12 protein-coding genes are annotated in these 13,008 nt (G+C 71.3%); 7 read left to right on the top strand and 5 right to left on the bottom strand.

Annotated elements, in window-relative coordinates:
• The first annotated feature begins 114 nt into the window (after positions 1–114).
• Positions 115–654, top strand: a complete 540-nt coding sequence (locus tag BM115_RS10295) for a CinA family protein (protein ID WP_092293265.1) — start codon at positions 115–117, stop codon at positions 652–654.
• On the opposite strand, the gene pdeM is transcribed toward BM115_RS10295, so the two are convergent.
• From pdeM to BM115_RS10270, 5 genes are read right to left on the bottom strand one after another with little or no spacing between them, the layout of a single operon-like run.
• On the bottom strand, positions 600–1,304 hold the full coding sequence (gene pdeM, locus BM115_RS10290; protein ID WP_092293263.1) for a ligase-associated DNA damage response endonuclease PdeM: 705 nt from the start codon (positions 1,302–1,304) through the stop codon (positions 600–602). The two genes, BM115_RS10295 and pdeM, sit on opposite strands and share 55 nt — an antisense overlap.
• Positions 1,301–3,988, bottom strand: a complete 2,688-nt coding sequence (locus BM115_RS10285; protein WP_092293261.1) for a ligase-associated DNA damage response DEXH box helicase — start codon at positions 3,986–3,988, stop codon at positions 1,301–1,303. Before BM115_RS10285 ends, pdeM begins: the two co-directional genes overlap by 4 nt.
• Complete coding sequence (locus tag BM115_RS10280; RefSeq protein WP_092293259.1) at positions 3,985–5,685, bottom strand: ATP-dependent DNA ligase; 1,701 nt, start codon at positions 5,683–5,685, stop codon at positions 3,985–3,987. The genes BM115_RS10285 and BM115_RS10280 overlap by 4 nt, the downstream gene beginning before the upstream one ends.
• On the bottom strand, positions 5,682–6,758 hold the full coding sequence (locus BM115_RS10275; RefSeq protein ID WP_092293257.1) for a ligase-associated DNA damage response exonuclease: 1,077 nt from the start codon (positions 6,756–6,758) through the stop codon (positions 5,682–5,684). Before BM115_RS10275 ends, BM115_RS10280 begins: the two co-directional genes overlap by 4 nt.
• A gap of 34 nt (positions 6,759–6,792) precedes the next feature.
• Positions 6,793–7,050 (bottom strand): hypothetical protein, encoded by a 258-nt coding sequence (locus tag BM115_RS10270; RefSeq protein ID WP_092293255.1) that lies wholly within the window; start codon positions 7,048–7,050, stop codon positions 6,793–6,795.
• A 276-nt stretch (positions 7,051–7,326) separates the two neighbouring features.
• Between BM115_RS10270 and BM115_RS10265 the strand changes: the two genes are divergently transcribed.
• The 6 genes from BM115_RS10265 to BM115_RS10240 are packed head-to-tail and all read left to right on the top strand — an operon-like array spanning position 7,327 to position 12,920.
• Positions 7,327–8,175 carry an STAS domain-containing protein gene (locus BM115_RS10265; protein ID WP_092293253.1) on the top strand — a complete coding sequence of 283 codons (849 nt, stop codon included), beginning with the start codon at positions 7,327–7,329 and terminating at the stop codon, positions 8,173–8,175.
• A 13-nt stretch (positions 8,176–8,188) separates the two neighbouring features.
• Positions 8,189–8,551: an STAS domain-containing protein gene (locus BM115_RS10260; protein ID WP_092293251.1), complete on the top strand. Its 363-nt coding sequence runs from the start codon at positions 8,189–8,191 to the stop codon at positions 8,549–8,551.
• A gap of 1 nt (position 8,552) precedes the next feature.
• Entirely contained in the window at positions 8,553–8,978 is a 426-nt protein-coding gene (locus tag BM115_RS10255) for an anti-sigma regulatory factor (protein ID WP_177219884.1), read from the top strand.
• Positions 8,953–9,999 carry an ATP-binding protein gene (locus BM115_RS10250; protein ID WP_255370757.1) on the top strand — a complete coding sequence of 349 codons (1,047 nt, stop codon included), beginning with the start codon at positions 8,953–8,955 and terminating at the stop codon, positions 9,997–9,999. Before BM115_RS10255 ends, BM115_RS10250 begins: the two co-directional genes overlap by 26 nt.
• 40 nt (positions 10,000–10,039) lie before the next feature.
• On the top strand, positions 10,040–10,957 hold the full coding sequence (locus BM115_RS10245) for a sensor histidine kinase (protein ID WP_092293247.1): 918 nt from the start codon (positions 10,040–10,042) through the stop codon (positions 10,955–10,957).
• Entirely contained in the window at positions 10,950–12,920 is a 1,971-nt protein-coding gene (locus tag BM115_RS10240; RefSeq protein ID WP_092293245.1) for a hybrid sensor histidine kinase/response regulator, read from the top strand. Before BM115_RS10245 ends, BM115_RS10240 begins: the two co-directional genes overlap by 8 nt.
• The last annotated feature ends 88 nt before the right edge of the window (positions 12,921–13,008 follow it).

The raw sequence follows: 13,008 nt of genomic DNA, 5'->3' as shown, positions 1-13,008 counted from the left end.
CGGTGTGCTCCCCTCGCCCGCTTGCGGGAGAGGGGCCGGGGGAGAGGGCCGGCGGTTCCAGCCGCGCTGGCACAAAACCTGCCCCTCCACGCCATCACTCGACAAGGCATCGACATGAAAGAAAGTCCTGAAATCCGGGACACGGCGCATTTCCTTGCGCGGCATGGTCTCAGGCTGGCCACGGCGGAGTCGTGCACGGCCGGGCTGATCGCGTCGCGCATTGCCGAGGTGCCCGGCTGCGGCGACGTGCTGCGCTGCGCCGTGGTGGCCTATGCGCCCGACATCAAGACCTCGGTGCTGGGTGTGCCCGAGGAAGTCATCCGTCGCCACGGGCTGACCAGCGAGGCCGTCTCGCTGGCCATGGCGCACGGCGTGCTGCGTCTGGCCGATGCCAATCTGGCGATTGCCAACACGGGCGTGGCCGACGGCAACGCGCCCGACGACACCCCGGCTGGCACGCAGTGCTTCGCGTGGGTGCTGCGGATGCCGGGCCGCACTGCCCCGCTGGCCGTGTTCACGGAGACGCGGCGCTTCGACGGCGACCGCAACACCGTGCGCTTCGCTGCCGCCGACTACGCGCTGCTGCGCATCCCGCACTACTACGAACTGGCGCGCGGCGGCACCGGCCAGACCCGCCCGTCGCCCACCCCATAGATGCGGTCCCCCGGCGCGCGCCGGATCGTGGCATGGCCCGTGAAGGCGCCGAAGGCCGGCAGGATCGCGCCATGCTCCCCCAGTACGAAGCACGGCAGCCGCAGCGCGTCGGCACCGCTGCCGCGCAGCACCACGGCCGGATGGAGGTGGCCCGCGAGCACATAGCCGTCCGGGGAAGCGCCCGGCATATGGCACAGCGCGAACGGGCCGGCCCGCAGCGGTTCCGTGACCACGGTCATGCCGAGTTCCGGCGGCGGGTCGCCGGCGTGGGTGTCGTGGTTGCCGCGCACCAGCGTGCAGCGCACGCGGGCCGGCAGCGCCCGGCGCCAGTCGTGCAGCGCGACGATGACCGCCGCCGTGCGCGCGGCGCGGGCGTGCAGGAAATCGCCCAGAAACACCAGCTCCCGCGCCGGATAGCGCACGGCCAGCGCGTGCAGCCGGGCGAGGTTCTCGGCCGTGGTGCCGGGCGGCACCGGCTGCCCCAGCGCCCGGAACGCGGCGGCCTTGCCGATGTGGACGTCCGCCACCAGCAGCATCGCCGCGCGGGGCCACCAGATGGCGTGCTCGGGCAGCAGCCACAGCGTCTCCCCGGCCACTTCCACGGCCTGGGCGCCGAAGGCATGCAACGTGGCGGCGTCTGGCTGGCTCATAGCAGCGGGAGCGGTTTCGATGGCTTGCGCGGGCGCCCCGAGCGACGTGCGCGGCCGCTGGCCCCGCTTCTTCCACCACTGCGGCCACCTGACTTGACGTGATCGGCCATGCCGAAGCGCGCCACCTCGGCCACCTGCGCGGCATCGGCATCAGCATCGACGGTATCCCCCACCGGCCCCGCCGCCGCCTCCAGTTCGGCCAGCATGCGGGCGATGCGGTCGGCCAGCTTCTCGGTACTGAGCTTCTCGCGCAGGAATTCCACCACCAGCGGAAAGGCCAGCGGCGAGGGGCGCTTCAGCGCGTGCAGATCGAGCCGCAGCGCGGACAGCCGGGCCAGCGTGTCGGCCAGGCGGTGGGCGTCCAACTCCTGCATCAGCACCTCCCGCTCGGCCTGCCCGAGCAGCAGGTTGGCCGGGTCGTGCTTGCGGAAGACCTCGTAGAACAGGCTCGATGACGCCTGCAACTGGCGCGCGCTCTTGTGGGCGCCAGGGTAGCCCTGGAAGATCAGCCCGGCCACGCGGGCGATCTCGCGGAAGCGCCGCAGCGACAGCTCCCCCGCGTTCAGGCTGCCGAGCACGTCGGCGGCCAGGTCGCGCTGGCGTTCCTCGGCCAGCACCAGCGGCAGCCAGTGCGCCCAGTCGAGCGGCGCCGAGGCCAGCAGTTCCAGCCCGTAGTCGTTCACGGCCACCGAGAAGGTCGCCGGCACCTGCTGCCCAAGCCGCCACGCCAGCAGGCTGCCCAGCCCCAGATGCACCGAGCGGCCCGCGAACGGATAGAGGAACAGATGCCAGCCTTCGCGCGAATGGAGGGTCTCGGCCAGCAGCGTGCCGCGCGTGGGCAGCGCCGACCAGCGCGCCTGCAGGTCTACCAGCGGCTGGATCAGCGGCAGTTCGGGCGTGCTGGCCGGGTCGAGGTGGCCAAGCTGGGCGGCTTCGAGCGTATCGACCACGGCCTCGGCCAGTTCGGTGGAAAGCGGCATCTTGCCGCCGTTCCAGCGCGGCACCGAGGGCCGCTTGCCGGCCGCGCGGCGCACGTAGGCGGTCATCTCCTGCACGCGCACCAGTTCCAGCAGCCGGCCGCCGAACAGGAAGCAGTCACCGGGCGCCAGCCGCGCGATAAAGCCCTCCTCCACCGTGCCCAGCGAGGCCCCGCCGCTGCCCGCACGCGTCCAGAATCGCACCTGCATCGTGGCATCGCTGACGATGGTGCCCACGCTCATGCGGTGCCGGCGCGCCAGCCGGGCATCGGGCACGCGCCAGACGCCGGCCTCGTCGGGCATCGCCCGGCGATAGTCGGGATAGGCGGACAGCGTGCTCCCGCCCTGCCGCACGAAGTCGAGGCACCACTGCCATTCTTCGTCGCTCAGCGCGCGATAGGCCCAGGTGGTGCGCACCTCGGCCAGCAGGTCATCGGCGCGGAAGCCGCCACCGAGCGCCACCGTCACCAGATGCTGGACCAGCACGTCGAGCGGCTTGTCCGGGGACTCGCGCGCCTCGATACGGCCAGCGCGCACCGCGTTGCGCGCCGCCACGGCTTCCACCAGTTCCAGGCTGTGCGTGGGCACCACGGTCACGCGCGACGCCCGCCCCGGCGCATGGCCAGACCGTCCGGCGCGCTGCAACAGCCGCGCCACGCCTTTGGGCGAGCCGATCTGGAGCACGCGCTCCACGGGCAGGAAGTCCACGCCCAGATCCAGGCTCGACGTGCACACCACGGCGCGCAGCGCGCCGTTCTTGAGATGCACCTCCACCCAGTCCCGCACGGCGCGGTCCAGCGAGCCGTGGTGCAGCGCGATCTGGCCGGCCCACTCGGGCCGCGCATCGAGCAGGGCCTGATACCAGAGTTCGGCCTGCGAGCGCGTGTTGAGGAACACCAGCGCGGTGCTGGTGGATTCCAGTTCGCGCACCACGTGCGGCAGCATCGACAGGCCGAGATGCCCCGCCCACGGAAAGCGCCCGGCGGCGTCCGGCAGCAGCGTGTCGATGACCAGCGTCTTCGGCGTGTGGCCGTGCACCAGCACCCGGCGATCGTCCGGCAGGCCGGCCAGCAGCACGTCGCTGGCATGGTCGAGGTTGCCGAGCGTGGCCGACAGTCCCCAGACCATCAGCCCGGGCTGCCATTGCCGCAGCCGCGCCAGCGCCAGTTGCACCTGCACGCCGCGCTTGGAGCCGATCAACTCATGCCATTCATCGACCACGACCAGACGCACGCGGCCCAGCGCCTCGCGTGCGTCGGCGCGGGTCAGCAGCAGGGAGAGGCTCTCCGGCGTGGTTACCAGCGCCGTGGGCAGGCGGCGCGCCTGCGCGGCGCGTTCGCTGCTGCCGGTGTCGCCGGTGCGCAGGCCCACGGTCCAGTCGAGGCCGAGTTCGGCCAGCGGGGCTTGCAAGGCGCGCGTGGTGTCGGCGGCCAGCGCGCGCATCGGCGTCAGCCACAGCACGGTGAGCGGCGGCGGCGTGGCGCCGGCCCGGGCCGGCGGTTCGGCGAAGGCCAGCAGCGCGCCGAGCCACGCGGCGTAGGTCTTGCCGGTGCCGGTGGTGGCGTGGAGCAGCCCGCTTTGGCCGTGGGCGATGGCGTCCCACACGTCGCGCTGGAAATCGAACGGCTGCCAGTGGCGGGCCGCGAACAGCGCCGGCAGCGTCTCAGCCACTGGCGGGGCGCGGACGAACGGTGCGGCCTCGCTCATGCGGCATCCTCGGCCGGCACCGCGCGCGCGGCGCCCGGCAGCATCGCCTCCAGCGTGGCCAGCGTGTCGGCCTCCTCGATCGGCTTGTCCGTGCGCCAGCGCAGCATGCGCGGAAACCGTACGGCGATGCCGCTCTTGTGCCGCCCGCTGCGGGAAATCCCCTCGAAGCCGAGTTCGAAGACCAGTGTCGGCGTGACGCTGCGCACCGGGCCGAAGGACTCCACGGTGGTCTTGCGCACGATGGCGTCCACCGCGCGCATCTCGGCATCGGTCAGCCCTGAGTACGCCTTGGCGAACGGCACCAGCGCGCGCTCCGGCGTGCCCGGCGGGGCGTTCCAGACCGCGAAGGTGAAGTCGGTATAGAGGCTGGCGCGCCGGCCGTGGCCGCGCTGGGCATAGATCAGCACGGCATCCACGGTGTAGGGATCGATCTTCCACTTCCACCAGACGCCCACGTCCTTGGTCCGCCCCGCGCCGTAGGCGGCGTCGGCGGCCTTGAGCATGAAGCCTTCCACGCCCAGTTCGCGCGAGGTCTCCCGCAGCGTGGCGTAGCGCGCCCAGTTGTCGGCATCGACCAGCGGGCTCAGCTCCAGCGCCGGGTGGACGTGATCGGCAATCACCTGCTCCAGCCGCGCGCGGCGTTCGGCCTGCGGGCGGGCGCGCCAGTCCTCGCCCTGCCATTCGAGCAGGTCATAGGCCATCAGGATGGCCGGCGCCTCGCGCAGCAGCTTGGCGCCGAGCGTCTTGCGACCGATGCGCTGCTGGAGCAAGGCGAACGGCTGCACGCGGCGGTCCTGCCAGATCACGATCTCGCCGTCGAGCACGGTGCCATCCGGCAGCGTGGCGGCGGCTTCGGCCAGCTCGGGAAAGCGCTCGGTGATCAGTTCCTCGCCGCGCGACCACAGCCATGTGGCGCCGGCCCGGCGCACAAGCTGGGCGCGGATGCCATCCCACTTCCATTCCACCTGCCAGCGGGCCGGGGCGCCGAGCACGGTGTCGAAGTCCTCCACCGGGGCCTGCAAGGGATGGGCGAGGAAGAACGGATAGGGCTGGCCGCCGCGCTGCAAGGTGGCGAGGGCGCCCTCGCCCGCCGCCGTCCCGGCATCGTCCGGGGCGATCAGCGCGAGGTAGTGCGCGGCATCGGGGCGGCGCGAGATGTCGGTGTAGCCGACCATGCGCTCGGCCACGCGCTTGGCGTCCAGCCCGGCCACCTCGCCCAGCGCGCGGGTGACCAGCAGCCGCGACACGCCCACGCGGAACGCGCCCGTGATCAGCTTGAACAGGACCAGCCGCCCGCGCGCGTCGAGCGGGCGCCAGAGCGCATCGAGCCGCTCGCGCAGCACCTCCGGCGGCTGGCCGCGCAGCGGCAGCAGGCGCTGCTCGACCCATTCGGCCAGCCCGGCCGTGTCGATGTGGGGCGTGGCCGGCAGCAACAGCGCGATGGTCTCGGCCAGGTCGCCCACGGCCTGATAGCTTTCCTCGAACAGCCACGCGGGCAGCGCGGCGGCCTGCCGGGCCAGTTCGCGCAGCATCGCCACCGGCACGAGCTGGCGCGGCTTGCCGCCGGACAGGAAGTAGACCGCCCAGGCGGCGTCCTCAGGCGGCGCGGCGCGCAGGTAATCGACCAGCGCCGCCAGCTTGGCGTTGCTGGACGTGGTGCCGTCCAGCGCCGCGTAGAGGTCGGCGAAGGCTTTCATGGGGCTGCCTCCGGGGTTTCGACCGGGGTTTCCACGGTCTCCTGCGACGGCTCGTCATCGTCCCCGGCGTCGTCCCCATACTCGGTCTGGAACGCCTGCGCCTGCCAGCCCTGCTCGCACAGGTAGCGCACCATCACCGGCACGTTGCCATGCGTGACGATGACGCGCGGCGCGCCCGTGGCGGTGATCGCCGAAAGGAGCCCGGGCCAGTCCGCATGGTCGGACAGCGCGAAGCCGCGATCGACGCCGCGCCGGCGCCGCGTGCCGCGCAACTGCATCCAGCCGCTGGCGAAGGCATCGGCGGCCTCGCCAAAGCGGCGCAGCCATGTGGAGCGCTGCGCGGACGGCGGCGCCACCACCAGCGCGCGGCGCAGGGCCGGGCTGCGCGCCGGCAGGTCCGCCGTGGTCAGGGTGGGTGGCAGGGCCACGCCGGCATCCGCATAGGCCTGGTTCAGCGTGGTCATCGCCCCATGCACGACGATGGGCCCCGGCAGCGCCACGTCCGCGCCCGCATGACGCATCAGCCCGTGCAGGATGCGCTGCGCCTTGCCGAAGGCGTAGCAGTACAGCACGCTCGCCCGCCCCGCCGCCGCGTTGGCCTGCCACCAGCCGAAGATCTCGGCCATCAGCGCGGCCTGCGTCGGCCAGCGGTAGATCGGCAGGCCGAAGGTGCTTTCGGTGATGAAGGTGTCGCAGCGCACCGGCTCGAACGGGTCGCAGGTGCCGTCGGCCTCGACCTTGTAGTCGCCGGAGGCCACCCAGACCTGCCCGCCATGTTCCAGCCGCACCTGGGCGGAGCCCAGCACGTGTCCGGCCGGATGGAGGCTCAGCCGCACCCCGTGATGCGTGATGGCTTCGCCGTAGGGCAGCGTCTCCAGCGCGATGCCCGGCAGCCGCGCCAGCAGCACGCCGCGCCCGGGGGCGGCACAGAGGTAGCTGCCGTGGCCGAAGCGCGCGTGGTCCGAATGGGCGTGGGTGATGACGGCGCGCGCCACGGGGCGCCACGGGTCGATATAGAAGTCGCCGGGCGGGCAATACAGCCCTTCCGGCCGCGCGACGATCAGGTCGGCCATCGGGATCCATCCCCCTCTATATATAGGCGGGGCGTCAGGTAGCGGACGGCCCCGCGCGCCGCGCCTTGCGGGCCTCCGCCATGCCCCGCACGTTGAGCGCGGCCAGCGCGAACTGGAGCACCACCAGCGCCCAGGCCCCGGTATGGAAACCCCAGCCCACCCACATCGCGTTGCTGGCCAGGAAGACCCAGAAGCCCACCTTGCGACGGCCCGCCGCGCGGCTGCCGACCAGCCAGGTGGCGGCCACCGTCACCGCCATCGCGGGCCATTGCAGCGCATCGAGCCAATCCACGGAAATCCTCCCGACCTGACGATCCTTATCCAGCGTAGTCGGCCCGGGGCGGCGCCGGCCAGCGTGGGGTGTCCCGTTCGGCTGTCGGCGCATTCTCACAAAGTTACCAATGCATCACTTAGAGAGCGGAATGCCGATTTCCCATACGGCGTCAATCAGCCGGGCGCCGATAGTGTCGACTAGGAATCTCTCCTAGAATCGACTCAACGTCCTGCCGTGCGGCGTGGTCAGCCGCGGACGCCTCCTTGCCCGATCCCTCCCATCTTTCACACCTTCATGCGCCCAGAAAACCAGCGACTAGCGGACCTCCTGCGCGAGGACCCGGACACCATCCTGCGCGGCTGGACCGCCGAATATCACACCTACACGGGCGGCCGCGGCCTGAGCCAGAACCTCGAGACCGAGCAGCGCGCCATTCTCAAGGCGCTTGACACCGGCCTGTCGGCGGATGCCGACGCGAGCAACTTCGACAGCCGTGCCTGGACCACCCTGCGGGACACGCTGTCGCACCTGTCCGCCGCCCGCGCGGCGCAGGGCGAGACGGCCGACGTGACCAGCGGCTTCGTGCTGGCGCTCAAGCGCCCGCTGTTCGATGGCCTGCAGCGCCATCGCGGCGAGGTGGAGGGCCAGATCGAGGTGGTCTGGGCCGCCTCGTCCATCGTGGACCGCATGGCGCAGTGGACCGTCTCCACCTACCAGAAGACGCGCGAGGACATCATCATGCGCCAGCAGCACGAACTGCTGGAGCTGTCCACGCCCGTGATCAAGCTGTGGGACGGCGTGCTGGCGGTGCCCGTGATCGGCACGCTGGACAGCAGCCGCGCGCAGATCGTCATGGAAACGCTGCTGGAGCGCCTGGTGAACACCGGCTCCGAGCTGGCCATCATCGACATCACCGGCGTGCCCACCGTGGACACCCTCGTGGCGCAGCACCTGATGAAGACCGTCACGGCCATCCGCCTGATGGGCGCGGAAAGCATCATCAGCGGCATCCGGCCGCAGATTGCGCAGACCATCGTCCATCTTGGCATCGACCTGCAGGGCATCATCACCAAGTCCACGCTGGCGGACGCGCTGGCCACGGCCATGCGCATGACCGGCCACACCGTCACCCGCGCCGCCTGAACCCGGAGGCGCCATGGAACGGATTCCAATCCTGCGGATGGGCAAGAACCTGCTGGTCACGATCCAGATCGACATGCAGGACCAGACCGCATTGATGTTGCAGGAAGACATTGCCTCCACCATCGACCAGACCGGCGCGCATGGCGTGCTGATCGACGTCTCGGCGCTGGAGATGGTGGACTCGTTCATCGGCCGCATGCTGGTGAGCATCTCGGACATCAGCCGCATCCTCGGCGCGACCACGGTGGTGGTGGGCATCCGCCCGGCCGTGGCCATCACGCTGGTGGAGCTGGGGCTCTCGCTGGGCGGCGTGAAGACGGCCCTGAGCGTGGAGCGCGGCATGCAGATGCTCGACGCCGCCGCGCGGGTGGCCTGAGATGGCCACCCCTGCCGTGGCCACCGAGCTGGCCGATACGGGCAGCGCCCCGCTCAAGGACGAGCGCGATATCGTCCATGCGCGCGCGATGGTGCGCACGCTGACAATCCAACTGAAGTTCTCGCTGGTGGAGCAGACTAAGATGATTACGGCGGCCAGCGAACTCGCCCGCAACACCGTGGTGTACGGCGGCGGCGGCGAAATGCGCTGGGAGATGCTGGCCGAGGGCATCCGCAAGGGCCTGCGGCTGCATTTCGAGGACAAGGGCCCCGGCATTCCGGACGTGGAACAGGCGCTGGTCGACGGCTGGACCACGGGCAGCGGGCTGGGCATGGGCCTGTCGGGCAGCAAACGGCTGGTGAACGAGTTCGCCATCAGAACCAAAGTTGGCGAGGGAACCTGTGTCAGCATCACTCGGTGGAAGTAACAACCTGGGCCCGCACATCGCCGTGCCGATGGGCGACCGCAGCCGCGTGGGCGAGGCCCGACGCGCCGCCGCCGAACTGGCCGGGCGGCACGGCTTCGATGCCATCCAGTCCGGCCGGCTGGCCGTGGCCGTCAACGAGCTGGGCAACAACCTCGTCAACCACGCCCGGGGCGGCCGGCTGCTGGTGGCAGCGTGCCAACTGGGCGACGGCATCGCCATCGAGCTGATTTCGATCGATGACGGCCCCGGCATGACCGACCTCCAGGCCTGCCTGCGGGACGGCTATTCCACCGGCGGCAGCGCAGGCCAGGGCCTCGGCGCGGTCAGCCGGCTGGCCGACGACTTCGACATCTACACCCGCCCCGGCCAGGGCACGCTGATCCTGGCGCGCTTCTACCGCGAGCGCGATGCTGGCGGCACGGCGCGCCGCACCAGCAACGGCTTCGACGTGGGCGCGGTCTGCGTGGCCGCGCCGGGCGAGACGGTCAGCGGCGACGGCTGGAGCGTGGCCGTGCACGACCACCGCGCCGACGTGGTGGTGGCGGACGGCCTGGGGCACGGCCCCGACGCCGCCGAAGCCGCCGCCGTGGCGCTGTCCGTGTTCGCCCGGGCCCGGGGCAGCCATCCCGGCCGCTACCTGGAACTGGCGCACGGCGCGCTGCGCACCACGCGCGGCGCCGCCGTGACGGCCGCACGCGTGGACGCCGGCGCCCAATGCATCCGCTATGCCGGCGCCGGCAACGTCATGGCGCGCGTGATATCCGGCATCGACGACCGCACGCTGCTGGTCCAGAATGGCACCGCCGGCCTGCAAATGCGGGCCGTGCAGGAGCAGGAGGTGGAGTGGCCGCCGCACGCCGTGCTGATCGTGCATTCGGATGGCATCCAGTCGCGCTGGCGGCTGGACGACCCGGCCGTGCTGCAGCGCGATCCGTCGCTGGTGGCCGCGTTCGTGTTCTGGAAATTCTGCCGGGGCCGCGACGATGCCACCGTCGTGGTGGTTCGCCGCGCGCAGCGGTGATGCCCCCGGGCCCCCGCAAGACACCGTGAGACTGGCCGCTATGACCCACCCCACCCACCCGACCCACCCGACCGCCTCCCCCGACACCGACCCCGCCGCACTCCAGGCCGCGCTGGCGGCGCGCACCCAGGAAGTGGAGGCGCTGCGCGCCGAGCTTGAGGAAACCAATCGCGGCGTGCTGGCGCTGTACTCGGAACTGGACATCCAGGCCGACCAGTTGCGCCAGGCCACCGAGCTGAAGAGCCGCTTCCTGGCCTATATGAGCCACGAGTTCCGCACGCCGATCGTCGCCATCCAGAGCATTACCCGGCTGCTGATCGACCGCGTGGACGGCCCGCTCACCCCCGAGCAGGAAAAGCAGGTGGTGTTCGTGCGCGACACTGCCGCCGAGTTCGCCGAGATGGTCAACGACCTGCTCGACCTGGCGCGGCTGGAGGCGGGCCGCGTGGATGTGTCGCCGGCCTGGTTCGACATGGTGGCGCTGTTCGATGCCCTGCGCGGCATGTTCAAGCCCGTGCTGACCAACCCGGAGGTGTCGCTGATCTTCGAGGCCCCGCACGACGTGCCCAAGCTGTTCAGCGACGACCGCAAGCTCTCGCAGATCCTGCGCAACTACGTCTCCAACGCGCTGAAATTCACGCCGAGCGGCGAGATCCGCGTCTCGGCCGTGTGCGACGGCGACGACACCATCACGTTCTCCGTGCGCGATACCGGCATCGGCATCCCGGCGGAGTCTCACGGCGAGGTGTTCCAGGACTTCGTGCAGATCGACTCCCCGCTGCAGCGGCGCTACCGGGGCTCCGGCCTCGGGCTGGCGCTGAGCAAGCGACTGGCGGAGCTGCTCGGCGGGCATGTGGGCTTCGAGAGCGAAGTCGGCGTGGGCTCGCGCTTCTACGTGACCGTGCCGGTGGCGCTGCCCGTGCCAACGGACGCGCCTGCCGGAGACCATCATGGCTGATCACATCGTAGCGGCCATCGGCAGGGGCGACACCCCGCCGCTGGTGCTGGTGGTCGATGACAACCCGGTCACGCGCTACGCCACGGTGCGCGTGCTGAGCGCGGCCGGCTTCCGCACCATCGAGGCCGAGAGCGGCCAGGAGGCGCTGCAACGCGCCGACACCAGCGTCTCCGCCGTGGTGCTCGACGTCAACCTGCCGGACATCGACGGCTTTCAGGTCTGCCGCCGCCTGCGCGAGCGCGCCGAGACCGCCACCGTGCCGGTGGTACACCTCTCCGCCACCTACGTGGCCGACTACGACAAGGTGCGCGGCCTGGACGCTGGCGCCAGCGCCTACCTGGTCCACCCGGCCGAGCCGGCCGTGCTGGTGGCCACGATCTCCTCGCTGCTGCGCGCCAGCGCCGCCGAGCGCTCGCTGCGCGAGAGCGAGGCGCGCTTCCGGGCGATCTACCACCAGGCCATCGGCGGTATCTGCACGCTGGATCTGGACGGGCGCTTCGTCGACCTGAACCCGGCCATGCTGGGCCTGTTGCAGCGCCCGGCGGAGGCGCTGATCGGCCAGCACGTGGCCGCCTTCGCGCCGCCTGACTGGGTGGCGCGCGTGGCCGAGGCCACCGGCCAGCACCTGCAGGACGGCTGGCAGGGCGCGTTTCCGCTGCGCGACGCGCAGGGCGAGACCATGCACCTGGAATGGAGCATCTCGGCCGTGCTGGAGAACGGCGTGAAGGTGGCCGTGGTGTCCAACATCACCGACCGCGTGCTGCTGGAGCGCCAGCGCGAGCAGCTGATCGAGCGCGAGCAGGCCGCGCGCGCCGCCGTGGAGCGGCTGAACCGGATGAAGGACGATTTCATCGCCATCCTCTCGCACGAACTGCGCAACCCGCTGAACGTGATCTCGGTCTGGACCCATGTACTGAGCCGCCATGTGGCGTCCGAGGAAGGCCGGCGCGGTCTGGCGGCGGTGGAGCGCAATATCGCGATCCAGCGCCGGCTGGTGGCGGATCTGGTCGATGTGTCGATGCTCAACGTCGGCAAGATGAAGCTGGAGCGCGAGTTGACCAACCCCGCCGATGTGATCGGCGGCGCGCTGGACAGCATGCAGGCGCAGGCCGCCGAGCGGCGCGTGGCGCTGGACGTGATCCTGCCGGCCACGCTGGTCCCCCGCGCCTGGCTGGACCCGGCGCGCTTCCAGCAGATCCTGTGGAACCTGCTCTCCAACGCCATCAAGTTCTCGCCCGAGGGCGGCGCGGTGCGCGTGGAGGCCAGCTCAGACGCCGAGACGCTGCGCGTGCGCGTGATCGATCAGGGACGTGGCATCTCCCCGGACTTCCTGCCGCTGCTGTTCGACCGCTTCACGCAGAGCGACGACGCCAACCGGCGCCAGCACGGCGGCCTGGGGCTCGGGCTGGCCATCGTCAAGCATCTGGCCGAGATGCACGGCGGCACGGTGCATGCCGCCAGCCATGGCGAGGGCAAAGGCGCGATGTTCGAGGTCTCGATTCCGCTGGTGGAGCCGGGCTCGCCCGAACCGGGCGCCGAGCGCGCCGAGGTGGCGGCGATCCAGCCGGGCGTGCCGCTGAACGCGCTGGACGTGCTGCTGGTGGAGGACGATGACGATGCGGCGGCGGCGCTGTCGGCCATCCTGTCGAACGACGGCGCGCGGGTGCGCACCGCGCGCGACTGCGAGACCGCGCTGGATGAAATCGAGGCCGCCACGCCGGACCTCATCATCAGCGACATCGGCCTGCCCGGCCGCGATGGCAACGACCTGATCCGCGAAGTGCGCATCCGCGAGGCGGTGGCCTCGCGGGCGCGCACGCCAGCCATCGCCCTGACCGCCTTCACCCGCCAGCAGGACCGCCGCGCGGCCATCGAATCTGGCTTCGACGCGGTGTGCGGCAAGCCGCTGCGGCTGCAGGAACTGATGAGCGCGATTGAAACTGTGCTGGGGCTGATGCAGTAGGGGCCGCTGCGGCTGCGGCAGGCGCGTGCCCTCTCCCCCGGCCCCTCTCCCAGAGGGAGAGGGGAGAACACCGTCGCGTTGATATGCC

It is taken from the genome of Cupriavidus sp. OV096 (genome assembly GCF_900115455.1).
Lineage (GTDB): Bacteria > Pseudomonadota > Gammaproteobacteria > Burkholderiales > Burkholderiaceae > Cupriavidus.
This window is presented reverse-complemented; position numbering and strand designations above follow the sequence as displayed.